Origin of the sequence: Epilithonimonas arachidiradicis (assembly GCF_003610695.1) — a bacterium.
In the GTDB taxonomy this organism is placed as follows: domain Bacteria; phylum Bacteroidota; class Bacteroidia; order Flavobacteriales; family Weeksellaceae; genus Epilithonimonas; species Epilithonimonas arachidiradicis.
This window is the reverse complement of sequence record NZ_RAQH01000010.1, coordinates 23,097-45,721: the sequence shown is the minus strand read 5'-3', so window position 1 is coordinate 45,721 and position 22,625 is coordinate 23,097. Positions and strand designations below refer to the sequence as shown.

23 protein-coding genes and 1 tRNA gene are annotated in these 22,625 nt (G+C 35.4%); 4 read left to right on the top strand and 20 right to left on the bottom strand.

All coding sequences use genetic code 11. From position 1 onward, the window contains the following. Positions 1-23: 23 nt before the first annotated feature. The 4 genes from BXY58_RS14640 to lpdA form a co-directional block, all read right to left on the bottom strand. Positions 24-614: a porin family protein gene (locus BXY58_RS14640; RefSeq protein WP_120214616.1), complete on the bottom strand. Its 591-nt coding sequence runs from the start codon at positions 612-614 to the stop codon at positions 24-26. Positions 615-708: 94 nt separating this feature from the next. Beyond that, complete coding sequence (locus BXY58_RS14635; RefSeq protein ID WP_120214615.1) at positions 709-1,395, bottom strand: porin family protein; 687 nt, start codon at positions 1,393-1,395, stop codon at positions 709-711. A gap of 158 nt (positions 1,396-1,553) precedes the next feature. Then, positions 1,554-2,600, bottom strand: a complete 1,047-nt coding sequence (aroB, locus tag BXY58_RS14630; RefSeq protein ID WP_120214614.1) for a 3-dehydroquinate synthase — start codon at positions 2,598-2,600, stop codon at positions 1,554-1,556. A 265-nt stretch (positions 2,601-2,865) separates the two neighbouring features. Next, a complete protein-coding gene (gene lpdA / locus BXY58_RS14625; protein WP_120214613.1) occupies positions 2,866-4,269 on the bottom strand; it encodes a dihydrolipoyl dehydrogenase in 1,404 nt (467 codons plus the stop codon). Positions 4,270-4,476: 207 nt separating this feature from the next. On the opposite strand from lpdA, the gene BXY58_RS14620 reads away from it, so the two are divergent. Then, complete coding sequence (locus BXY58_RS14620) at positions 4,477-5,133, top strand: YggS family pyridoxal phosphate-dependent enzyme (RefSeq protein ID WP_120214612.1); 657 nt, start codon at positions 4,477-4,479, stop codon at positions 5,131-5,133. A 37-nt stretch (positions 5,134-5,170) separates the two neighbouring features. Here BXY58_RS14620 and BXY58_RS14615 read toward each other — a convergent pair whose 3' ends face one another. From BXY58_RS14615 to amaB, 10 genes are all read right to left on the bottom strand, one after another. Then, positions 5,171-6,307: a glycosyltransferase family 4 protein gene (locus BXY58_RS14615; protein WP_120214611.1), complete on the bottom strand. Its 1,137-nt coding sequence runs from the start codon at positions 6,305-6,307 to the stop codon at positions 5,171-5,173. Further along, positions 6,307-7,095, bottom strand: a complete 789-nt coding sequence (locus BXY58_RS14610) for a polysaccharide deacetylase family protein (protein ID WP_120214610.1) — start codon at positions 7,093-7,095, stop codon at positions 6,307-6,309. The genes BXY58_RS14615 and BXY58_RS14610 overlap by 1 nt, the downstream gene beginning before the upstream one ends. A 3-nt stretch (positions 7,096-7,098) precedes the next feature. Next, the gene (locus tag BXY58_RS14605) at positions 7,099-8,022 is read right to left on the bottom strand and encodes a glycosyltransferase family 2 protein (protein WP_120214721.1); all 924 of its coding nucleotides are present in this window, start codon (positions 8,020-8,022) and stop codon (positions 7,099-7,101) included. A 16-nt stretch (positions 8,023-8,038) separates the two neighbouring features. After that, positions 8,039-9,226, bottom strand: coding sequence for a glycosyltransferase family 87 protein (locus BXY58_RS14600; RefSeq protein WP_120214609.1), 1,188 nt, complete (start codon positions 9,224-9,226; stop codon positions 8,039-8,041). Positions 9,227-9,275: 49 nt separating this feature from the next. Continuing rightward, the gene (locus BXY58_RS14595) at positions 9,276-10,088 is read right to left on the bottom strand and encodes a 2,3,4,5-tetrahydropyridine-2,6-dicarboxylate N-succinyltransferase (protein ID WP_120214608.1); all 813 of its coding nucleotides are present in this window, start codon (positions 10,086-10,088) and stop codon (positions 9,276-9,278) included. Between the two features lie 96 nt (positions 10,089-10,184). After that, complete coding sequence (locus BXY58_RS14590) at positions 10,185-10,724, bottom strand: C40 family peptidase (RefSeq protein WP_120214607.1); 540 nt, start codon at positions 10,722-10,724, stop codon at positions 10,185-10,187. A 324-nt stretch (positions 10,725-11,048) separates the two neighbouring features. Continuing rightward, a tRNA-Ala gene (locus BXY58_RS14585) sits at positions 11,049-11,122 on the bottom strand. A 132-nt stretch (positions 11,123-11,254) separates the two neighbouring features. After that, positions 11,255-11,482, bottom strand: coding sequence for a putative signal transducing protein (locus BXY58_RS14580; RefSeq protein ID WP_120214606.1), 228 nt, complete (start codon positions 11,480-11,482; stop codon positions 11,255-11,257). 68 nt (positions 11,483-11,550) lie between these two features. Next, a complete protein-coding gene (lat, locus tag BXY58_RS14575) occupies positions 11,551-12,873 on the bottom strand; it encodes an L-lysine 6-transaminase (RefSeq protein WP_120214605.1) in 1,323 nt (440 codons plus the stop codon). A 190-nt stretch (positions 12,874-13,063) separates the two neighbouring features. Beyond that, positions 13,064-14,605: an L-piperidine-6-carboxylate dehydrogenase gene (amaB, locus tag BXY58_RS14570; protein ID WP_120214604.1), complete on the bottom strand. Its 1,542-nt coding sequence runs from the start codon at positions 14,603-14,605 to the stop codon at positions 13,064-13,066. A 255-nt stretch (positions 14,606-14,860) separates the two neighbouring features. Here amaB and BXY58_RS14565 point away from each other — a divergent pair, with 255 nt between their 5' ends. Continuing rightward, positions 14,861-15,049 carry a hypothetical protein gene (locus tag BXY58_RS14565; RefSeq protein ID WP_074233254.1) on the top strand — a complete coding sequence of 63 codons (189 nt, stop codon included), beginning with the start codon at positions 14,861-14,863 and terminating at the stop codon, positions 15,047-15,049. 56 nt (positions 15,050-15,105) lie between these two features. Here BXY58_RS14565 and era read toward each other — a convergent pair whose 3' ends face one another. After that, the gene (gene era / locus BXY58_RS14560; RefSeq protein WP_120214603.1) at positions 15,106-15,981 is read right to left on the bottom strand and encodes a GTPase Era; all 876 of its coding nucleotides are present in this window, start codon (positions 15,979-15,981) and stop codon (positions 15,106-15,108) included. A gap of 172 nt (positions 15,982-16,153) precedes the next feature. Between era and BXY58_RS14555 the strand changes: the two genes are divergently transcribed. Both BXY58_RS14555 and BXY58_RS14550 read left to right on the top strand, forming a co-directional pair. After that, positions 16,154-16,861: a T9SS type A sorting domain-containing protein gene (locus BXY58_RS14555; protein WP_120214602.1), complete on the top strand. Its 708-nt coding sequence runs from the start codon at positions 16,154-16,156 to the stop codon at positions 16,859-16,861. A 97-nt stretch (positions 16,862-16,958) separates the two neighbouring features. Next, positions 16,959-17,963: a DHH family phosphoesterase gene (locus tag BXY58_RS14550; RefSeq protein WP_120214601.1), complete on the top strand. Its 1,005-nt coding sequence runs from the start codon at positions 16,959-16,961 to the stop codon at positions 17,961-17,963. A gap of 171 nt (positions 17,964-18,134) precedes the next feature. Here the strand turns inward: BXY58_RS14550 and BXY58_RS14545 are convergent, their stop codons facing one another. The 5 genes from BXY58_RS14545 to BXY58_RS14525 all read right to left on the bottom strand — a co-directional run bounded on the left by BXY58_RS14545 (position 18,135) and on the right by BXY58_RS14525 (position 22,591). Then, positions 18,135-18,500 carry a DUF1304 domain-containing protein gene (locus BXY58_RS14545; RefSeq protein WP_120214600.1) on the bottom strand — a complete coding sequence of 122 codons (366 nt, stop codon included), beginning with the start codon at positions 18,498-18,500 and terminating at the stop codon, positions 18,135-18,137. Between the two features lies 1 nt (position 18,501). Continuing rightward, complete coding sequence (locus BXY58_RS14540; protein WP_120214720.1) at positions 18,502-19,284, bottom strand: alpha/beta fold hydrolase; 783 nt, start codon at positions 19,282-19,284, stop codon at positions 18,502-18,504. A gap of 3 nt (positions 19,285-19,287) precedes the next feature. Continuing rightward, positions 19,288-19,785 carry a hypothetical protein gene (locus BXY58_RS14535; protein ID WP_120214599.1) on the bottom strand — a complete coding sequence of 166 codons (498 nt, stop codon included), beginning with the start codon at positions 19,783-19,785 and terminating at the stop codon, positions 19,288-19,290. A gap of 74 nt (positions 19,786-19,859) precedes the next feature. After that, positions 19,860-20,381: an ExbD/TolR family protein gene (locus tag BXY58_RS14530; protein ID WP_120214598.1), complete on the bottom strand. Its 522-nt coding sequence runs from the start codon at positions 20,379-20,381 to the stop codon at positions 19,860-19,862. Between the two features lie 137 nt (positions 20,382-20,518). Continuing rightward, on the bottom strand, positions 20,519-22,591 hold the full coding sequence (locus BXY58_RS14525) for a protein-disulfide reductase DsbD family protein (protein ID WP_120214597.1): 2,073 nt from the start codon (positions 22,589-22,591) through the stop codon (positions 20,519-20,521). Between the last annotated feature and the right edge of the window lie 34 nt (positions 22,592-22,625).

Here is a 22,625-nt window from a genome sequence, read left to right as displayed (position 1 = left end):
TATTTTTTAGAAATTTAATAATATTAAAATCCGTATTGCAATCCAATTTGGAAGCCGCTATTTCTAAGCTGTTTATCACTGTTATTCCAGCTGGTAGAACCATTCTTTTTAATATCGGTAAAGCCAATAATATATCTGGCACCAATGGCCATATTATTAAACTTGAAGCCTAATCCAATTCCGCCGCTCAGGTCCAATTGGTTGTATGCATCTTTATCTTTCTCGATTATCGTTTTATTATCACTTTCATATTTATTTTTGTTACCTACCAAAACACCAAACTGAGGCCCACCCTCGACATAGAATTTTGGTATTAATTCAAATTGAAACATAATAGGCATCGATATATAATTAAGATTCAGAGTATGTGAAGTATTATTGTTTTTATACTTAACACCCATATTGTTATAAATCAATTCCGGCTGGATACTTAGCAAGGCATTCACAGGAGCATTCATATAAGCTCCTACATAAAAACCAATTTTGGAATTGGTATCTCCCCAGGTATTTTCTTTACTTATTGTAGAAATGTTAGCACCACCTTTCACTCCAAATGATTGCGAATAAGCCAATGACATCACTGTTAATCCCAACAACCCAAATATTTTCTTCATATATATAATCGTTTATGAAGAACAAAAATATAAATTATCAAATAAAAAAAGACCGAATAATCGGTCTTTAGTAATAATTTAATATTATGTAATATTAGAATTTGTAAGATAATCCAACCTGGAAAGTATTGTTTCTGTTTTTACCACTTTGTTCCAATGTAGTATTGCCATCTTCGTCATTACTTTTTTTGTTGATATCAGTAAATCCAGCAACGTATCTAGCATTAATTCCAAAATTCTGAGTGAAATTAAAACCAAGACCTAATCCCGCACCCATATTGAATCCACTGTAAAAATCCTTGATATCTCTTGAAGAGTAAGACTCAGTAGTAGTAGAAGATGAACCTCCGGAAGTGACTGTTGTAGTTGTATCACCTTTAGCCTTAGCACCAACCAAGAATCCGAATTCAGGACCTGCTTCTAAATAAAAATTAGGTGTGGCATGAAATTGAAACATAACTGGAACTGTAATATAGTCTAAGTTAAGACTAGCAGAGTTTTTGTCCGTTGTAGTTACACCTCCAATCGTATAAGAATTGGTTCCTGTAACCTTAGCACCCATCTGGCTATACAAAACCTCTGGCTGAATACTGAATTGCTCGGACAATGGTGCATTCATAAAAATACCTCCGTAGAATCCAGCTTTTGATTTGGAATCTTCATAACCATCATCTGAGATTGATGAAACGTTAAGACCTGCTTTGATACCGAACGACGGACTAGTTTGTGCAAATGCAAATGTTCCCGCTACTAAACCTAATCCTAAAAATAACTTTTTCATAATTTCAAATTTTAAATTTTGTTTTACGAGATGGGTAATTCCAAAATCTTTGCCAAAAATTAAAAATTCGAAATTGATAATTGCTTATAGAGTTGAAATCAATAAAATAATCAACTCATTATTAATTAATTACAAATATTATTCAGTGAATAATAAGATTAATTTTTATGCAGATTTTTATAGAAATCTAAGGTCAAAATAATCTGTTCCGCACTCAGTTTTTGATCGAAAAGACAACTTCCAATGCCATTGATCAATGAAAAATTGATATTTCCATCCTGATTTTTCTTGTCATTGAACATCAGATCCATGATAGCTCCGTTTTTGAATTCTGAAATATCGATATAAGGAAACAATCTTTGGATTTTACTGATGATCACAGAAGATACCTCTACATCTATCAATCCACACAGAAATGCCAAGTGCGTTTCACAGATCATTCCCAGAGCAACGGCTTCTCCGTGAGGGATCAGAGTCCCTTTTTTGAGGAATAAGCTTTCTACAGCATGACCAATTGTATGACCAAAGTTGAGTGTTTTTCTCACATTTTCCTCCTTGAAATCCTTGGAAACCACTTCATTTTTAATTGCCATACTTCTGTTGATGTAAGGTGTAATAGATTCCGGAGTTATTTTATGCAATGAGCTCAAATCATTCCAATGAGCTGCATCAGCAATCAGACCGTGCTTCAGCATCTCTGCAAAACCGCTTCTCAATTCTTCGAACTTTAATGTTTCAAGAAATTGTGGGTAAAAGAAAATAGCTTCCGGCAAAGCAAAAGTTCCAATAATATTTTTAAGATACTGATGATCAATTCCCGTTTTCCCACCAATCGAAGCATCACACATCGACAATAATGTGGTCGGGATATTAATAAATTTGAAGCCTCTTTTATAGGTGGATGCTACAAAACCGCCTAGGTCGGTAATAACGCCACCACCAAGATTAATCAAAAGAGATTTTCTGTCCGCTTCCATTTCCGAGAAGATTTCCCAAAGCTGCGTCGCAGTTTCGATATTCTTATGTTCTTCGCCTGCTTCTATTTCTATAACTTCAAAAGGAGCATCAGTTTCGAGATTCGGGAGCAAAATAGGTAAGCAGTGATTATGCGTGTTCTCATCAACCAGAATGAAAATTTTGCTTGGTTTGATTTGGTTTATATATTCGTTAAGGCTTGTAAAATCCTTGTCCAATTCCTTGATCATAACTCAAATTTTAACAAAAATAAGAACAAAATAATTAGCTTGATGAATTTATGATTAAGAATTAGCTCTATAAACAATTCTTTTATGACAACGCACTGTATAAACCTAACTCAAATTCTTATTTATCCTTATTGGAAATGATGAAGCGCTATATTAGTTTAAAAAGAAAACCTTTTAAAGATGACAAGATGAACCACCCAAACAAAAAAGAGAAGCAAAATATTTGCTTCTCTTAATCTTAGTATCTGAATAATGAAATTCAATCTTACATATGAATGGAACGCTTGTCCGTTGCATCTAAGGCTGCTTCTTTAACTGCTTCTGCATAAGTCGGGTGTGCATGAGACATTCTTGAGATATCTTCTGCACTTGCCCGGAACTCCATTGCTGTAACACCTTCTGCAACCAAATCTGCAGCTCTAGCGCCGATCATATGAAATCCTAAAACTTCGTCAGTCTTCGCATCGGCCAAGATTTTCACAAATCCATCCGTATCACCGCTCGCACGGCTTCTTCCCAAAGCTCTCATTGGGAAATTTCCTACTTTGTAATCCACACCTTCTGCTTTCAGCTGTTCTTCTGTTTTACCGACGCCTGCAACCTCTGGCCAAGTGTAAACAACACCAGGAATCAGGTTATAATTGATATGCGGTTTTTGTCCTGCCAAAGTTTCAGCAACAAAAGTTCCTTCCTCTTCTGCTTTGTGAGCCAGCATTGCGCCAGCAACAACGTCTCCTATTGCATAGATATTAGAAACATTAGTCTGAAGATGGTCATTGGTTTTCACTCGTCCTCTTTCGTCCAATTCAACACCAGCCTTCTCCAATCCAAGACCGTCTGTATAAGGTCTTCTTCCTACGGAAACCAGCACATAATCACTCTCATATGTTACTTCCTCTCCTTTTTTGTTTTTAGCTGTAACTTTTACAGAATCTCCGTTTCTCTCCACTGCAGAAACCGCTGTAGAAAGCTCGAATTTCATTCCTTGTTTTCTAAGAACTTTTTGTAATTCTTTAGACAAACTTCCGTCCATTCCAGGAATGATTTTGTCCATAAATTCAACAACAGTTACCTGAGAACCCAATCTCAAATAAACAGAACCTAACTCCAAACCAATAACTCCACCTCCAATAACAACTAAATGTTTAGGAATTTCTTTCAAATTCAAAGCTTCTGTGGAAGTGATGACTCTTTCTTTATCTAAAGTGATGAATGGCAAACTGGATGGTTTTGAACCGGTTGCGATAATGGTATATTTTGAATCGATGGTTTCTGATGAACCGTCGTTTTTCGTCACTTTGATTTGAGTGGCAGATTCGAAACTTCCAACACCTTCAAAAACAGTGATCTTGTTTTTGTCCATCAGGAAGTTGATCCCTTTTGTCGTTTGTTCTACAACACCGTTTTTACGCTCAATCATTTTTGCCAGATCTACTTTCGGCTCGTTGATAATAATTCCGTAATCTGCAAACTCGTGTTTTGCCTTTTCAAAATGTTCAGAACTATCCAACAACGCTTTTGAAGGGATACAGCCTACGTTAAGGCAGGTTCCGCCCAAAGTAGGATATTTTTCAATAATTGCTGTTTTGAAACCCAATTGCGCAGCTCTGATTGCTGCTACATATCCGCCAGGACCCGAACCGATAACGGTTACATCAAATTGACTCATATATTTGTGATTATTATTCGAAAAAAATTTCCTCAAATTTACGAATTTTAGAGCAATTTTTAGAATATATAATTTTAACACAAGGAGCAAGAAGTTTTTCTTCAAAAAGAATACAGTTTAATCAATTTCATTTCTGTGTCTTTGCGAAAGCTTTGAGACTTTGTGGTTAATAAACTATTTTTGTATCAGATTCAAAATTGATTTACAATGTCACTTGAACAAAATTATCAGAATATCCTATCTCAACTTCCACAAAACGTAAAGCTGGTTGCAGTTTCCAAAACCAATCCTGCAAATAAGATCAAAGAAGTTTATGATTTGGGACAAAGAGCTTTTGGAGAGAATAAAGTTCAGGAATTATTGGAAAAACAGCCCGTTCTTCCTAACGATATCGAGTGGCATCTGATTGGTCATCTTCAAACCAACAAAGTCAAATACATCGCTGGTTTTATCGCAATGATAGAAAGCATTGACAGTGAAAAGCTTTTGAAAGAAGTTGATAAAGAGGCAGCAAAAAACAATAGAAAAATCAATGTTTTACTCCAGGTCAAAATCGCAAAAGAAGATACTAAATTTGGCTTGACAGTTGACGAAGCTAAAGCGATATTCAATCAATATCTTAGCGGAAATTTCCCAAATGTTGAAATCAAAGGGTTAATGGGAATGGCGAGCTTTGTGGATGATGAGACCCAAATCCGTGAAGAATTTTCTGTTCTGAAAAACCTTTTTGATGAATTGTCTCAATTGAAACCATTAGAAACTTTATCAATGGGAATGAGCGGTGATTTTCCGATTGCAATAGAATCCGGGTCAAATTCGGTGAGAGTAGGCTCTGCGATTTTTGGAGAAAGGAATTATTTCTAAATACTGAGCTTTTGCACAATGTGCACAAAGATTATTTTTATTTTGTGTTTTCTGTGGAAAACTTTGAGTCTTTGTGGTTTAATAAACTATTGTAAACTTTCATCATTTCGTCAGCAATTACCTCATCATTGAATTTCTGAACAAACAGCAAACCTTTTTCCGCCCTGCGTTTTCTCTCAGATTCGTTGTTCCAGAGGAACAGGATTTTAGCCTTGATATCATCTACATTTTCAGGATTGACATAGACAGAATCCGGACCACCTGCTTCGGGCAGACAGCTTGTGTTACTTGTTATCACAACGGTTTCCGAAAACAAAGCCTCGATGACTGGAATCCCGAAACCTTCAAAAAAACTTGGATAAATAAAAATATCTGCCAACCTGTAAACAGAAGCCAGTTCTTCCATAGAAACATTATTTAGAAAATAGACTTCGACTCCGCTCAGTCTGACAAGTTTATCTATTTTACGAACATATTTTTTATTTTTCCGGCTTCCGACAACTACTAATGGAATATTAGAATCTTTAAGGGCTTTTACAACATTCAAAAGGTTTTTTCTGGGCTCAATCGTTCCAACATTCAAAAGAAAATTTTCTGGAAGATTAAATTTTTCTTTGATTTGAGTGAGGATTTCTTCAGACTGTTTTTCTTTGAAACTAGCATGACAACCTTGATAAACCACTTCGATTTTACTTTCCGGAACTTTAAGATAATGAATAACATCTTGCTTTGTCTGCTCAGAAATTGCAATAATTTTATCTGCTGAAACCGATGCTTTTTTGAATTTCCAAAAATGAATTCTTCTGTCAATCCAAGTGTAATATTCCGGATATCTTTCGAAAATCAAATCGTGAATGGTCACGACTTTTTTGATTGGTTTCGAGTTCCATCGTAAAGGCAATTCGCCGGACAAACCGTGATAAATGTCTGCATTGTTATTTTGTGCATCGATTCCTGTTTTAAGCTGTCGGGAAAGCGTGCCTTTAGTCGTTCTGACAAAAATTACATTGGGTAATTTCAATATTGCTTCGCCGCGATCCGACTTTTTTTTATTGAATAATAAATATTGATTATCAGGGAAATACGTTGCTAAAACCCGAACCAAATCGCGGGAATAGTTTCCTAATCCAGACCAGCTGGAAAAAATACGTTTGGCGTCGTAAGCAATCTTCATTAATTCTTATTTTTTTGAGTCCAATTTTCCAAAAATTCTTTGGTTGTAGAAAATTGATAATTATTTTTCTTTGCCCATTTGATAAAATCATCAAAACGATTTATCATCTCTTCATTTGTATTTTTAAAAGTAAAGGCGGGCAATTTATACTTTGGATTCGATATGTCTGCAAATTCCCAAGGATGAAAATAAATATTCAAAAATCCTGTGGCGTTTAAAGATAATTTGGACAAAAATTTATAAATCCAAAGTGGAAAGTTATGAAAACTCAGCCAAAACAGTGGAATCCTGAACATCGTAGAAACCGAAGCCGGAAATTGTAAAACCTTCTTCTGCCAGAATGGTTTCCTGCTAACTCTGAAGTTGTTGTATCGTCCTGGCAGATAAGTTGGGTTAATGGATGAATTGTAGAAGTAACCTGCATCAGAAACTGCATCTTCCGAAACCGGACTCATTCTTGGCATTCTGAGACCAACCACTTTTGTATTAAATAATTTTTCTAATTTTTGTTTTGACTCTGCTAAATGTTTCTCTTTAAAATCTGAATGAAACCAAGTATGGCTTGCCAACTCGTGGCCTTCGGAAAGTAATTGCTTTACTAAATCCTGATTATTTTTCGCAAAAACTAAAGTTGAAAAAAAAGTAGCTTTGATCTTATTGTCCTTCAGAATATTCAGAATATTCTGCAAGCCTTTCCTTGAAACAGCCAATTGCTCTTCCAAAGGAATCTCACCGTTATATTCCAAAGGCATATCAAACTCTTCGATATCGAAACTCAGTAAAATCATTAATTAAAAATTTTTTGAACGGACGATATAATTTGGGCGCTCTTTGATTTGTTTGAATATTTTCCCCATATAAATTCCCAAAATCCCCAGAATTATCAACTGGATTCCGCCAAAGAAAACAACAGTCATCAATATCGATGCCCAACCGGAAATTTCAGTTTTATTAATGAATGCATAGATCACATAAGGGATATAAAGCAACGATAAAAAAGAGAAGAAAAATCCAAGATAAGCTGCTAAATAAAGCGGCTTCACACTGAATGCAGTAATTCCTGTAAAAGCGAATTTTATCATTTTCCCCAGGCTGTATTTACTGCTTCCGGAAAATCGGTCTGCGGCAACAAAATCTATCGAATATTGTTTGAAGCCAACCCATTTTACCAATCCTCTTAGAAAAATATCTGCCTCTCCCGTTTTTCTGATAACATCAATGACAGCAGCATCTAATAATCGAAAGTCGGAACTACCTTTTTCCAATTCTACATCTGATAAACTGGATAGAATATGATAGAAAAAATCAGATGTTTTTCTCTTGAAAAAACCAATATTTTTAGAATACTTTCTAATGGTATAAACCACATCGTAACCTTCTTCCCATTTCTTGATCATATCGGGAATCAAAGTCGGAGGATGTTGCATATCCGCGTCCATAGAAATCACAGCATTTCCATCTGCATAATCCATTCCGGCTTTAACAGCATTCTGATGTCCGAAATTTCTTGAAAACTCCAGATATTTCAACTTAGAACAATCAGAAGAAATCTCTTCCAAAGTCTTTTGGGTTGCATCTCGACTGCCATCATTCACATATATTATCTCATAATCATAATCAGGAAGATTTAAAAACACTTTTTTTATCTCGCTGTGGATTATGGATAAATTACCTTCTTCATTATAAGCCGGAATTACGATGGAAATCTTTTTCATCTGCTTATATAATTTATCAGTCCAATTTATAATCGTTTTCAAAATCTCTCGTCAGCAATTCATACATCACTCTAAACCAGATTAATATACACGGAATTGCTTTGGTAGAATATTTAATAAAAATATTTTCTTTTATAGATTTTGGAAATAAATCCGAAAATGCAAAACAAGTGAAAATCATCACAAGAATCAATAAGACAATATCAATTTTCGATAATTTTTTCTGCATCAAAAACCAAAGCATGACACCAGCAATCGCAATAATATAAGTTGGACTTTCCGAACCTGAGCTGAAAAGGACAACGAACAAAAGGGTTGATGCTAAAATCATCAGTTGAAAACTCAGATTTTTGTATTGTTTCGTTCTTAGATAAGGCAACATAAATAGCACAAATCCAGGAATTAAAAAGATAAGATTAGAAATAGTAGCATCGCCTAAAACTCTTCTTACAACGCCCATCAAAGAATAATCCTGACGTGTTCCCAAAGCTTGATTTTCAAGATTTTTCCCTGACAGAGAAGTGTACCAATCAAAGTATGATTGGATTCCAAATTTCGGGCTGGAAATCAGCATTGGCAAAACAAAGAAAAGAATCGAGATGACAATTAATGAAATAATGAACTTGGTTTTATTTTTAACAAAGAAAAAAGCAGAAAGTCCCACGATTCCATAGATTTTCACAAAAACACCTATGAGAATAGCGAATGCAGATTGGGCTTCTTTTCTTTCATAAATGTAAATTGCTGACAGCATCAACAATCCGGTCAGAATAATATTAAACTGAAAATAGGTTGCTGCAGTTATAAATTCCTGAAGACAAAGCCACGCAAAAAAAGATTTCTTTCTATCTGAAAACGGAAGCTTGTAAATGGCTAAAAGAAAAATCAGAGTACCGGTAACATTCCACAAAATACATCCCAGCCAATCCGGCATCATTGCAAAAGGTGCAACCAAAAGGCTAAAAAACACGCCATAATGATTACTATCAAAAAACAAATCGGGATATTGCAGGAATATGTTTTTCTCCTGTAAAGTATTATAAAACACACCTTTGAAAATCAGGTAATTATTATAACCACCTGTTCCTCTCTTGTATTTGCTGTAAGCAGTAACACCTGCTACAATAATATAGATTACGAAAATGATTCTGTAATCTGAGATAAATTTTAAAAATTTTTGTTTCACAAAATTGGCTATTAGCATTAGATAACTGCCTATCAGATTTGACAGGCAGCTTTTATTTTTCTAAATCCTAAACCGCAACATTATTTTCTCTCAGCGCATCATTCAAGGATGTTTTCTTGTCTGTCGATTCTTTTCTTTTACCGATGATCAATGCACAAGGAACCTGATATTCTCCGGAAGGGAATGTCTTGGTATAACTTCCCGGAATCACAACAGAACGCTCCGGCACATAGCCTTTCATTTCCACAGGCTCATCACCAGTCACATCAATAATTTTAGTCGACATTGTCAAACAAACATTTGCGCCCAGAACTGCTTCTTTACCAACACGAACGCCTTCTACCACGATACAACGTGAACCGATGAATGCATCATCTTCAATAATAACCGGCGCAGCTTGCAATGGTTCCAAAACACCTCCAATTCCTACTCCGCCACTCAAATGAACATTTTTACCAATTTGTGCGCAGCTTCCAACTGTTGCCCAAGTGTCAACCATTGTCCCCGAATCTACATAAGCGCCGATGTTAACATAAGAGGGCATCATTATCACACCGCTTGCTACAAAACTTCCGTGTCTTGCAATAGCGTGAGGAACAACCCTTACACCCTTTTCAGCATAGTTTTTCTTCAAAGGAATTTTATCATGAAATTCGAAAGGACCTACTTCTATGGTTTCCATAGTCTGGATTGGGAAATACATCACAACACCTTTCTTCACCCATTCGTTGATTTGCCATCCGTTTTCCGTTGGTTCCGCTGTTCTCAACTCTCCTGCATCCAGTTTCGCAACGACTTCTCTTACTGCATTCTGATATTCTTCCTCCTTTAATAATTCGCGGTTATCCCAAGCTTTTTCGATTTTTTCCTGTAAAGACATACTTTTTATAATTGATTAATGATACTCGATATTAAATAAAAAGTTCAATAAAAAATTATTGAACCTCATCATTATATCTGCGACAAAAATAATAAATTATAGAACACTTCTTGCAAAAAGAAAGGCTTTATTCCAATAAGCTTCGTTAAGTGACGAAATTATCACGCCTTTGGTTGTGGAAGAATGAATAAATGTCACTTCCCCGCTATTCATTACATCGTGAACAATCCCAACGTGCGAGATATTTGATCCGCCTGCTGTTGCGAAAAATAACAAATCTCCAGGTCTTACTTTTGAGATATCGACAGAGACACCGGCTTTTCCCTGATCCTGGGAACGTCTTGGCATTTTCATATCATTCTCATCAAACACTTTACAAACCAGGCCGGAGCAGTCAAAACCCGCTTTTGTACTGCCTGCATATTTGTATGGTGTTCCCAGGTAGTTTTCGGCATCATTGATTACCGAAGCTCTCTTGCCGGAAACCGAGCCAGAATAAGTCGAGTTGAGTTTTTTGAGATTATTGGACTTGGCAATGCTTGTTGGCTTTTTGTAAGTGTATTTTTTTACAGGCTTTGAAGCGCCACAAGAAACCAGAATAATTGAAAATATAATTACCAGTACAGATTGTTTCATAATCAAATTTATATAGTAATTGTTTCTCAATAAGATTTTTTTCAGTTATACACACAAAAATAGGTCAGATTATTTTCTCAAACAAGCATTTAAGATAAAAAACATAGAAATTTGCTGCAAAAAAAAGAGAAGCTTGTAAAAAACTTCCCTAAGTTGAGTATATCGATTGATTAAATGACAAATTAAGAGGGCAACGAGTGCCCCCTTTAATCAATAATCAGGTTCTATGAACTTGATTATCTTATGTTTTATACATCAATTTTTTTGCCAAAATAAAAAAATCAATCCCCTGAATTTCAGAAGATTGATTTTATATATTGTTTGTGGAGAATACCGGATTCGAACCGGTCGCCTCTTGCCTGCCAGGCAAGCGCTCTAGCCAAATGAGCTAATCCCCCAATTGGAATTGCAATGATAAGGATTTTGTCTGAAGAAATATCAAAATTTGAAGAAAAATTTAAAATAAAAAAATCGGGACCAAATCAATTTGAACCCGATTCCTGTAAAACGTAAAATTTAAAAATATGAAATCAATTTTGATTTGATTTTAGATATTCATCGATGATGTCAAAGGATTTTTTCTCGTCTTTGATATCAACTTTAATAAAAGTATTGGTTGCAGTGGGAGTCGAAAGAAAACTAAGGTAAGAATTCTCAACATCGCATTTGATTCCTGCATCTTCCAGTTTAGATTTCATAAGCTGGATTTCCTGGGGGTTGCTGCTTTCATAAACAGCGACTCTTGTTGTTGCATCCATAATTTCTAAGATTTTGATTTTGTTAAAGCATAGCAATTTATGAAAAAAATATCAAAATCCGAAATTCCTTATATTAAATTCTCAAATATTGAATTAATTTTATCTAAAATTATCTGGATTTCTTCTTTTGTTACATTAAGATGCGGACGAAATCTAAGTGACTGATCTCCACAGGTTAAGATAATGATTCCCTCATCATAAAGTTTGCTTCTTAACCACTCTCTGCTTTCGCCATTTTTGAGATCGAATGCGCACATTAATCCTTTTCCTCTTGCAGCAGAAATATGGTCTGGGAATTTCTGCGCTAATTTTTTCAATCCCTCTAATAAAAACTCTCCTACAACTCTGGAATTTTCTATCAAATTTTCATTTTCTATAATTTCTAAAACCAGTTGAAAACGAAGCATATCGATAAAGTTTCCTCCAAATGTAGAATTGATCCTGGAACTTTCTTTGAAAACGTGATGTTCCACCTCATCCAGCTTTTCTTTATTAGCAAGAATGCCGCAAACCTGAGTTTTTTTACCGAAAGTAATGACATCCGGAATAATATCAAGATGTTGGAAAGCCCACATTTTCCCGGTCATTCCAATTCCTGTCTGAACTTCGTCAAGGATAAAAAGAATTTCGTTTTCGTCACAGATTTTTCTCAGCTCAGTAAAGAACTCATTTCTGAAATGATTATCACCACCTTCCGCTTGGATTGGTTCTATAATGATACAAGCCACTTGGTCAGGATTTGCTAAAATGGCTTCCTGAATATGCAATAAGGCCAATTGCTCGTGCTTGATTGTTTCCTCCAAATTATCCTCTGTAATTGGGAAAGTCAGTTTTGGATTGGAGATCCTTGGCCAATCGAATTTTGGAAAATATTGATGCTTTCTCGGGTCAGAAGTATTGGTCAAAGACAATGTGTAACCGCTTCTTCCGTGGAAAGATTGTTTGAAATGGATGACCATTCCAGCTTCTTTATCAATATTCTTCTGCCAGTTCTTTCTGGTTTTCCAGTCGAAAGCAGTCTTCAAGGCATTTTCAACAGCCAAAGCGCCACCTTCTACGAAAAAACAATAAGGTAATTCTTTCGGAATTGCCACTCTGGAAAAAACCTCCATAAAGTCTGCATACTCCTGCAAATAAACGTCACTCAAAGTCGGTTTGTACGTCGCCAATCTTCCCAGCCAATTGGCTTTTTCCAAAATGTAAGGATGGTTGTAACCTACGGAAGCCGAAGCGAACATAGAGAACATATCGAGATATTCTTTGCCCGTCAAACGGTCTACAATATAAGAACCGTGTGACTTTTCAAAATCCATTACAAAATCGAAACCGTCGGCTAGAATATGTTTTCCTAATGTTTCTTTTACTTTATTTTCGTGTACAAGTGTGCTCATTTTAATAATTGATGTTGGTTTTTGGTTTTATGTTGAATCTGCAGCCCGACTTGAGCGGAAATCCTTTTTTGCTTATATTCAAGTTCTATTGAATCTTAAATCTTCTGCAAAAAAGATTGACTTTGTCGAACCACTCCGTTAGGTTTGGGAGCGGAAGGCGGATTAAGCTGCCATAAAAAATTTAATTATTTTAATCTAAATCGAATTTAATTCCTTGTGCCAAAGGCAAACTGGTTGTATAATTAATTGTGTTGGTCTGTCTTCTCATATAATATTTCCAAACGTCTGAGCCGGATTCTCGTCCGCCGCCGGTTTCTTTTTCGCCACCAAAAGCACCACCGATTTCAGCACCTGAAGTTCCAATATTGACGTTTGCGATTCCACAATCTGAACCTCCGTTGGAAAGGAACAACTCTGCTTCACGAAGATTTTGAGTCATAATTGCTGAGCTCAAACCTTGCGGAACATCATTTTGGATGGCGATTGCCTCTTCTAAAGTTTTGTATTTAATCAAATAAAGAATTGGTGCGAATGTCTCGTGCTGAACAATCTCGTAACTGTTTTCTACCTCAGCGATACAAGGTTTTACATAACAGCCAGAAGTATAATTTTCACCTTCCAAAACACCACCTTCTACGATGAATTTTCCGCCTTCGGACTTACATTTTTCGATGGAATCCTGATATTGTTTTACCGCAGCTTTATCAATCAATGGTCCAACATGATTGGTTTCGTTTAAAGGATTTCCGATTTTCAGTTGTCCGTAAGCTTTTACCAAGCGATTTTTCACATCATCATAAACAGATTCGTGGATGATGAGACGTCTTGTAGAAGTACATCTTTGTCCAGCCGTTCCAACTGCGCCAAAAACTGCGCCGATGATTGACATATTAAGGTCTGCATTTTCTGTAATGATGATGGCATTATTCCCACCTAATTCCAGAATCGATTTTCCGAAACGTTCTGCTACATTTTTTCCTACAATTCGTCCTACTCTTGTAGAACCAGTGAAAGAAACCAAAGCAATTCTTTTGTCGTTGACTAATTTGTCACCGATTTCGTGGTCGGCAATTACAAGACTTGAAATCCCTTCCGGAAGTCCATTTTCTCTTGCAACCTCAGCAAAAATATTTTGGCAAGCAATCGCACAAAGTGGTGTTTTTTCTGATGGTTTCCAAACGACAACGTTTCCACAGATCCAAGCTAAAGCTGCGTTCCAGCTCCAAACCGCCACCGGAAAATTGAAAGCGGAAATTACACCAACAATTCCCAACGGATGATACTGTTCGTACATCCTGTGTCCCGGTCTTTCTGAATGCATCGTGTAACCGTGAAGTTGTCGCGATAATCCAACTGCAAAGTCGCAGATGTCAATCATCTCCTGAACTTCGCCAAGACCTTCCTGCAAAGATTTTCCCATCTCGTAAGAAACCAATTTGCCCAGATCGTCTTTGTATTCTCTTAATTTATTTCCGAATTGACGAACCAAATCACCACGTTTTGGAGAAGGAACCTGTCTGAATTCTCTGTAAGCTTCCTGCGCTTTTGCTACCACTTTTTCATAGTCAGCAGAATCTGAAATTTTCACAGAAGCTATTTTATTCCCGTCAACGGGAGAGAAACTATCTATATTTTGCCCAGATGAGAAGAATTCTAATCCGGTAGAAGTACCATTATTTTCTGTCGAAATCCCTAATCTTTTCAGGTTTTCTAATATTGAAATCGAGGACATAAATTTTTAATTTTTTAGAGTCCCTAAGATAAAAATATATTTCGACCAGCAAAATCAAAAGCTAACAATCGTTAGTAAACATTTAGCAATTATTATTGCTTTGAGATAGTAAAAAGATAATTAATTTGTAAAAAAGGATGTTATCAATAAATTTAATTTGATATCAGTCACTCAAACATCTATAAATTAAGGATAATTTATAATTTTGAATGAGTCTAAATTACATAAATTTTCATATTTTTGAAAAAAATAAAAATGGAAGACCAACTACAGACGACCGAAGAAAAGAAATTGCCGAAGTGGAAAAGTCTGCTTAAAAAATTCGGAATTGGTGGAATTATTTTTTTTACGGTAAAAGGTATTATCACGTCTACACTAATTTATTTTCTTGGAAAAAACTTTTGGGTAATCATCAAAGACTACGTTGCTCAATGGTTTGATTAAAATTGAGTTTACTCCTTATTGAAAATAAAAAAATCCTTTTTAGAGGATTTATTTTTTTATCGGTAACCAAAATTTTTCAAGTCTCTGTCATTCTTTCGCCAATCTTTCTTGACTTTTACAAACAGATTAAGATGTATTTTTTTGCTGAAGAATTTTTCCAGATCCACACGTGCTTCTGTTCCCACTTTCTTGATGGCTTCACCCTTATGTCCAATAATGATCCCTTTTTGCGTGTCTCTTTCGACATAGATTATAGAATCTATAAAAATAATACCTTCCTTTTCTTTGAACATTTCCGTTACGACTTCTACAGAATATGGAATTTCCTTGTCATAATTAAGAAGAATTTTTTCGCGGATAGTCTCGTTTACAAAAAAACGTTCCGATTTGTCTGTAAACTGATCTTTGTCGTAATATGGCGGATTTTCCGGCAACATAGATTTCAGTTTCGGAAGGATAATCTCCGTATTGAAAGAGTTGAGTGCAGAAATCGGAAGAATCTCAGCTTTCGGGATTCTCTCGTGCCATTCAGTTGCTATTTTTTCTAAACTTTCTTGGTTGGTCTGGTCAATTTTATTCAACAATAACAAAACCGGAACAGGAATTTTGTTGAGTTTATCAATTAAAAATTCGGATGGTTCTGCTTTATCTGTCACATCTACAATGAACAGGAAAACGTCCGCATCCTGCAAAGAATCCTTCACAAAATCCATCATTTTTTCCTGCAAACCATATTTTGGATCGAGAACACCTGGTGTATCAGAAAAAACAATCTGCAAATCTTCTTCATTATAAATCCCGAAAATACGGTGACGCGTTGTCTGTGCTTTTTGAGTAACAATCGCCAGCTTCTCTCCCATCAGTTGATTGAGAAGTGTAGACTTTCCGGCGTTCGGTTTTCCGACGATATTTACGAATCCTGCTTTGTGCATTGATTTTAAATTAAAATGATTAAAAAAATTAAAAAATTGAGAAACCTTTTAATGGACCGCAAAGTTAGGGAAATTTAAAGGGAAGATTTTAGAAATTGTAATATTAAATATATCAATTATGAATTAAGTTTAATTATGTTTATCTTTATAGTCAATTAAAAAACTTATACTTATGAAAAAATTCTACACATTATTTTTTAGCTTTTTTTGGCTATTCGGGTTTTCTCAATCTTACGCATCATTATTATCTAATATCGATTGGAAAATAGTAAAAATCCAATGGAATAATACAGATTACGCACCGCCTTCCCCACTTTCACATAATGGAAGACTAAAATTCAATTACCCTGCAACATCAAATTATATGGGAACATTTTTTAATTCTGTAGGTGGCGATTTTGTTTTTGGAGAGAACAATGAAAATTACTTTAATGTTCTATCTCACGCCATTACTTTAGCAATGTATGGTGGAGAGAATGAACAAGCTGTCAATCAATTTGATGGAATGTCAACTAGCTTTTATTTTGGTTTTCCTAAAACGTCCAATTTTTATTTTGATTATCAAGAGACTTCTGCAGGAAAAAGTTTAGTCGTAACAAATCCTGCTGGAAATAAGATTTTCTATTCTGACGCAATTCTTGCCACATCTGAAGTTTCAAAATCAAAAATTTCTGTTTATCCAAATCCTGCTACAGATGTTATAATATTAGAAAATCTGAAACCAAATTCTTCTTTGGAATTAATTGACAATTCCGGAAAATTAGTAAAAATGATTTCTAATAAATCCTCACGAGAAGAAATCGACATTAAGAATCTGATTCCAGGAATTTATTATTTAAAAGCAGATGGAAAAATGATTCAAAAGGTTATCAAAAAATAAATTTTAATCAATCAAATAAAAATCGGTTCAAGTTTGAGCCGATTTTTTTATTTTAAAGTTCTACCTTTGAAAATTCATTATTCCCAAATAATCGTTTATGTTTACAGACAAAGAAATTTCAGAAATCAATCATCTTCTCATTCCGGAAAACAATATCGTTATCGTAACGCATCATAACCCCGATGGAGACGCAATTGGTTCTTCTCTTGGTCTTAAACATTACTTGAAAACAAAAGGAATTGATGCCACCGTAATCACTCCCAATGATTTCCCGAAATTCCTAAAGTGGATGCCGGAAGCGAAACAAATTGTAATTGGCGAATACAAAAGAAAAGTAGCTGGTGAAGCCATCTATAATGCTGATGTTATTTTCTGTCTCGATTTCAATTCGCCTACAAGAATTGGGATTTTAGGAGATTGGGTTACGAAATCCAGAGCAAAGAAAATTTTGATTGATCATCATCAGATGCCGGAGCAATTTGATTATGTTTATTCTGACACAACGGTTCCAGCGACTTGCCAGATGGTTTATCATTTCATCCAAGCGAATCAAGACGAAAAATCGGTGAACATTGATATCGCACAATGTCTTTACACTGGAATAATGACAGACACTGGTGGATTCCGATTCCGTTCTACGAGTGCAACGACTCACAGAATTGTTGCTGACCTTATCGAAAAAGGTTCTGATCCGGCCATTATCACGTCCAATACCTGGGACACGAATACAATCTCCAGATTACATTTACTTTCTTTGGTTCTTAGCAGAATTGAATTAACTAAAGAAGGAAAAGTGGCCATACTTTGGCTGAAACGTTCTGAATTGAAAGAATACGGCTTCGACAAAGGCGACACGGAAGGTTTTGTGAATTATGGACTGAGCGTTTTAGGAACCAAGATGGCAGTTTTCTTTATGGAAGACCTTTATGAAGATTTTATCAAAATCTCTTTCCGTTCCAAAGATTCTGTGGATACGAATCAGTTTGCTCGAAAACATTTCAATGGCGGCGGACATATCAATGCGTCTGGTGGGAAGTATTTCAAATCGATGGAAGAGACTATTGAGGATTTTAAAGAGAAGATTGAAACTGAGGATTTTTAGTAAAATCAAGATCAAAGCTAAAGAAGTAAAGTTTGATTAACCAAACTTTATTTGCCACTGAAAATTTGATTGACCGACAAATCCCTAGCCCCGATAGTAGCGGCATCCTTTTTCTTTTTTTGCTAAAAAAGAAAAAGATATAGCGGATAGCGGGAAATAGCTCCTAAAAATCTATCTCAAAAAGACAAAAACCAGTGCAATAATCGCTGGTAAAGCCTGAACGAAAAATATTTTCCTCGAAGCTGATAATGCGCCGTAAATTCCTGCTACGATAACACAACCTAAAAAGAATATCGAGACATTTTTTGACCAAATCTGGTCGCAAATAAAGAAACTCCAAATGAGTCCAGCCGAAAGAAAGCCGTTGTAGAGACCTTGGTTCGCAGCGAGTTTTTTAGTTGGTTTGAACATCTCATCTGGCAATGAACCTCGGAATGTTTTTTTGCCCAATGTTTCCCAAGCGAACATTTCCATATAGAGGATGTAAAGATGCTCTAGAGCGACGATTGCGACGAGGATTTTTGAAATAATTTCCATTTTAAAAAACAAGATTTTTTGGTAAATGATGCAATAATTCTGTATTGATAATCGCAGCACAAATCTCCGGTTTTTCCCAATGACCGTTGTGTCCGCAGTCCAAAACGTAAGATTTGATATTTGTTCTGTCAGGAAGATTTCCAATTGTTTTTTCTGAATTGACCGCCGAATCGTGTTTGCCTGAGAGAACCAGAATTTTACCTTCGAAATTTTCTAAAACCGATTTTCTATCGGAACGCTCAATCATTCCTTTTTGAGATGCTAAAACACCTTCAACAGACGATGTATAGGCTGTTTCTTTAGCTAGTTTGATTTTGGATTCCAGAAGATCGTGTTCATTTGGGTTGAAAAGATTCGGGACACCTGCGTTGACGAAAGCTCTGAGATTTTCTTTGATGATTCTTAAACCTTTTCTTCTGGTTTCTTTTTTCACTTCGTCATCGGCAAAATAAGTTGAGAAAAATAAGGTAAACGACTTCAAAAGTTCAGGATATTTTTCTGCAAAAGCCAACGAAATATAACCGCCCATAGAATGTCCAAGCAAATGAAATGTTTTCAAACCCAATTCATCCGTTACGTTTTTGACTTCATCCGCCATTATCTCGGAAGTCTGAATTTCCGCAACAACATCAGATTTTCCAAAACCCGGCAAATCGATTTTTATCATTCGGAATTTCTCTGACAGAAACGGAATCATATCATCCCAAATCGACAGATTTTCCATAAAGCCGTGAAGCAAAACCAGATTTTCCGTTCCTTTTCCTTCGATTTCGTAATTGAGCATCATTTACAATTTAATTATTATTTTATCTCCAAACCCTGCATTATTGACGGATTCATAAAGCTTAAACGTTTTTCCACCATCTTTTGTAGAGAAATTTTTCTTGCCTTTTCTGACATCCAGTTTTCCATTGTCATAATCCGAAATGCTTTGCGTGATGGTTCCGTCGAATTTAAGATTTTTCGGTGAGGTCATTCTTGCGCTGCCTTCGATTTTCACAAAATTGCTTCCCGATTTATTCTCGCCAGAGATTTTGTATTCGTCTTGTCCAATTTTTGTAAAAGTGATTTTTCCTGCACCATTTACTTGGTCATGAGTCAAAGAATGCGTTCCAGACAAATCTTTGTAGGCGCGACTGCTGAGAATACTGTCATTAATTTTTGTTCTGGCTGCATTGATTGAATCGATGATTTTTACACTATCAACTTTCGAGGCTGTAGTTTCTTCAGATTTTTTACAAGAAACGATTAAAAAAGGAATAAGAACTGGAATTAGTTTTCTCATAGTTTTAATTTTCCTCACGAAAATAAATAAAAAAGAGCGTCCTGAGACACTCTTTATAAAATAATTTTTATTAATTATTGAACTTTATTTTGGTACAATTCCTTTTCTTTATCATTCATTTCTGAGATTCCGTAGCGCTCGGATTTTGTAATTGTCATTTCGTCTAACATATCCACCATTGTTTTGTACTGCGAATCGTCAGTAGGTTTTATAATGACTGTAAAGATTTCTTTTCTAGGTGCTTTTGCTTTTGCAGCTTCGATAGTTTTTGCAACCTGTGCTTTATCGAAAGAAACTTCTGTAAGGCTGCTCTCATTCAAATCTTTTTTCTCGGCCTGATAATAGAAAACCCGTCCATCTTTGCCTAGAATAAATGTTATTGAATTTCTAATATCGATATCACTTATAACTTTAATATCATTTTTCGGAGGGTTGGAAAAATTAATGGCGTTTGGTTTTGAGAAATTGGTTGTGAACATAAAAAATGTAATCAATAAAAATCCCAAATCCACCATTGGCGTCATATCCACACGAATTGGTTTCTTGTTCTGAGTTTTCTTTCCGTTAGATTGCTCTTTAATTTGTATTTCTGCCATAGCTTTAGATTTTAGTAGTTAATAATAGAAAATAAAAATCCATAATGATTCGTCATCATTATGGATTTTTGAATACAAAATTTATTCCTATTTGTAAATTTTATTTAATTATTACTAAAAAAATTATTCAAAACATATTAATTGCTACTTTTAAAATAATCAATCCCGCATTTCAGGAATTTTTTGAAATCTTCTTTTGGCATATATCCTGAAACCGGCGAATTAATCACTTTTTGGTCTGGCGTTACCAAAACATAGTGTGGCTGAGAATTATTATTGAAATTAACTTGTTGGAACAAACTCCATTTGTCGCCAATCGTTTTCACTTTTTTCATCTGACCTTCGCCCATATCAATTTTGATTTGCTCGTTTTCCGGCAATTCTTCTTTGTCATCCACATAAACGGAAGCGATAATCACATCATTCTGAAGAATTGGCAAAACATCATCCTGGCTCCAAACAAACTCTTCCATTTTACGGCAATTCTCACAGCCATAACCCGTGAAATCTATCAAAACTGGTTTATTTTCTTTCTTCGCAACTTCTATCGCTTCGAAGTAATTGTGATAAGGTTTCAAACCAAGAATGCCGTCTTCTTCTTTATGGAAATAACTAACGTTTAACGGAGGTAAAATCCCGCTCAGCATCTGTAACTTTGGTTTGTCAGAAGGAATCAATCCCTGAATCAAATATGCAATGAATACAATTCCGAAAACCCCAAGAATTCTTCTTCCTAAACTGATTTTCGGCTTTTTATCATCGTGCGGAAATCTGATTTTCCCGAATAAATAAACAACCAATCCAATGGCAATGATAATCCAAAGCACGATGAATAATTCTCTTTTCAGCAAGAATGTTTTGGAAACCAAATCTGCTTTTGATAAGAATTTAAGCGCCAAAGCCAACTCTATAAATCCAAGAACAACTTTCACCGTGTTCATCCAACCGCCAGATTTTGGCAAACTTTGTAAAGCTTGTGGAAACAACGCCAACAATCCGAAAACCAATGCCCAAGCCAATCCAAAACCAGCCAAAGCAAAGGTCAACAATGTTGGAACATTAGTCGCTCCAGCTACAACACCTCCTAATAAACTCCCTAAAATTGGACCTGTACAAGAGAACGAAACGATCACTAAAGTCAAAGCCATAAAGAAAATCCCAATCAATCCGCCCGCTTCTTCAGCTTTGGAAGATTTGTTAGCGATAGAACTTGGCAATGTAATTTCGTAATATCCGAAAAAGCTCAATGCAAAGAATAAAAATATGGCGAAGAAAAATAAATTCAGCCAGATATTCGTCGAAATCTGATTGAAAATATTTCCCGAAATTCCATCAATAATATGAAACGGAATACTCAATAAAACGAAAATCAGCAAAATAAAGAAACCGTATATAAACGCATCTCTTTTTCCTTTTGCTTTGTCTTTGTTCCCTTTTGTAAAGAACGAAACCGTCAACGGAATCATTGGGAAAACGCAAGGTGTCAACAACGCAATTAGTCCGCCTAAGAATCCTAAACCGAGAACCAACCAATTGTCATCATTTGGTTTTTCCTGAACAGTTCCACAATTAGTCAAAGGATTTTTGAAGTCCAGAGAATTAACTTTCAAACCTTCTTGTTTGGCAACAGCAGGCGTTTCAATATTTGTAGGTTTCAGAACTGTTCCGACTTGTCCTGCCGGAGCAACTTCGTAAACAGTATCTTTTGTTTTTTCAACATTTTCGTCAGGAGCAATTGCAGTTTTACTGCCTTCGATTTGTTTTTCAAATTCCAGGGTATTTGGTGCCAGACAAACGCGGTCATTACAAGTCTGATACATTATTTCTGCGGTAATGGTCGCTGGCTTTGTTGCATCTTTTGGTTTGAATTTTTGCTTAAAAACGACTTTATTGGAATAATAAACAATCTGAGCACCAAAAGCTTCCGAAAACTCATCGTGTTTTTTTCCTATTTCCTGAACTTTTCCAAGCAATTGAATTCCCTGTTTTGAAGTAATTTTAAATTCAGTTGGAATTCCTGAATCTGGTGGCAAATCCTGAGAATAAACGTGCCAGTTATCTTCAATTATTCCTGTCAAAACAGCTTCATATTCGTCTTTCCCAACAGGATTAACATCAAATTTGAATTTGACCGGATTTTTTATCTGTGCATTGAAAATAGTTATTATTAATAGAAAAAGTGTTGAAAACACCAGTTTGAAATCTTTCATTTTTTGATATTAAATTTTATTTTCTAACCACAAA

Excerpts from the sequence above, each read along its gene's own strand:
- BXY58_RS14640 (WP_120214616.1), bottom strand. The coding sequence starts at position 614 with ATGAAGAAAATATTTGGGTTGTTGGGATTAACAGTGATGTCATTGGCT.
- BXY58_RS14635 (WP_120214615.1), bottom strand. The coding sequence starts at position 1,395 with ATGAAAAAGTTATTTTTAGGATTAGGTTTAGTAGCGGGAACATTTGCA.
- aroB (WP_120214614.1), bottom strand. The coding sequence starts at position 2,600 with ATGATCAAGGAATTGGACAAGGATTTTACAAGCCTTAACGAATATATA.
- lpdA (WP_120214613.1), bottom strand. The coding sequence starts at position 4,269 with ATGAGTCAATTTGATGTAACCGTTATCGGTTCGGGTCCTGGCGGATAT.
- BXY58_RS14620 (WP_120214612.1), top strand. The coding sequence starts at position 4,477 with ATGTCACTTGAACAAAATTATCAGAATATCCTATCTCAACTTCCACAA.
- BXY58_RS14615 (WP_120214611.1), bottom strand. The coding sequence starts at position 6,307 with ATGAAGATTGCTTACGACGCCAAACGTATTTTTTCCAGCTGGTCTGGA.
- BXY58_RS14610 (WP_120214610.1), bottom strand. The coding sequence starts at position 7,095 with ATGATTTTACTGAGTTTCGATATCGAAGAGTTTGATATGCCTTTGGAA.
- BXY58_RS14605 (WP_120214721.1), bottom strand. The coding sequence starts at position 8,022 with ATGAAAAAGATTTCCATCGTAATTCCGGCTTATAATGAAGAAGGTAAT.
- BXY58_RS14600 (WP_120214609.1), bottom strand. The coding sequence starts at position 9,226 with ATGCTAATAGCCAATTTTGTGAAACAAAAATTTTTAAAATTTATCTCA.
- BXY58_RS14595 (WP_120214608.1), bottom strand. The coding sequence starts at position 10,088 with ATGTCTTTACAGGAAAAAATCGAAAAAGCTTGGGATAACCGCGAATTA.
- BXY58_RS14590 (WP_120214607.1), bottom strand. The coding sequence starts at position 10,724 with ATGAAACAATCTGTACTGGTAATTATATTTTCAATTATTCTGGTTTCT.
- BXY58_RS14580 (WP_120214606.1), bottom strand. The coding sequence starts at position 11,482 with ATGGATGCAACAACAAGAGTCGCTGTTTATGAAAGCAGCAACCCCCAG.
- lat (WP_120214605.1), bottom strand. The coding sequence starts at position 12,873 with ATGAGCACACTTGTACACGAAAATAAAGTAAAAGAAACATTAGGAAAA.
- amaB (WP_120214604.1), bottom strand. The coding sequence starts at position 14,605 with ATGTCCTCGATTTCAATATTAGAAAACCTGAAAAGATTAGGGATTTCG.
- BXY58_RS14565 (WP_074233254.1), top strand. The coding sequence starts at position 14,861 with ATGGAAGACCAACTACAGACGACCGAAGAAAAGAAATTGCCGAAGTGG.
- era (WP_120214603.1), bottom strand. The coding sequence starts at position 15,981 with ATGCACAAAGCAGGATTCGTAAATATCGTCGGAAAACCGAACGCCGGA.
- BXY58_RS14555 (WP_120214602.1), top strand. The coding sequence starts at position 16,154 with ATGAAAAAATTCTACACATTATTTTTTAGCTTTTTTTGGCTATTCGGG.
- BXY58_RS14550 (WP_120214601.1), top strand. The coding sequence starts at position 16,959 with ATGTTTACAGACAAAGAAATTTCAGAAATCAATCATCTTCTCATTCCG.
- BXY58_RS14545 (WP_120214600.1), bottom strand. The coding sequence starts at position 18,500 with ATGGAAATTATTTCAAAAATCCTCGTCGCAATCGTCGCTCTAGAGCAT.
- BXY58_RS14540 (WP_120214720.1), bottom strand. The coding sequence starts at position 19,284 with ATGCTCAATTACGAAATCGAAGGAAAAGGAACGGAAAATCTGGTTTTG.
- BXY58_RS14535 (WP_120214599.1), bottom strand. The coding sequence starts at position 19,785 with ATGAGAAAACTAATTCCAGTTCTTATTCCTTTTTTAATCGTTTCTTGT.
- BXY58_RS14530 (WP_120214598.1), bottom strand. The coding sequence starts at position 20,381 with ATGGCAGAAATACAAATTAAAGAGCAATCTAACGGAAAGAAAACTCAG.
- BXY58_RS14525 (WP_120214597.1), bottom strand. The coding sequence starts at position 22,591 with ATGAAAGATTTCAAACTGGTGTTTTCAACACTTTTTCTATTAATAATA.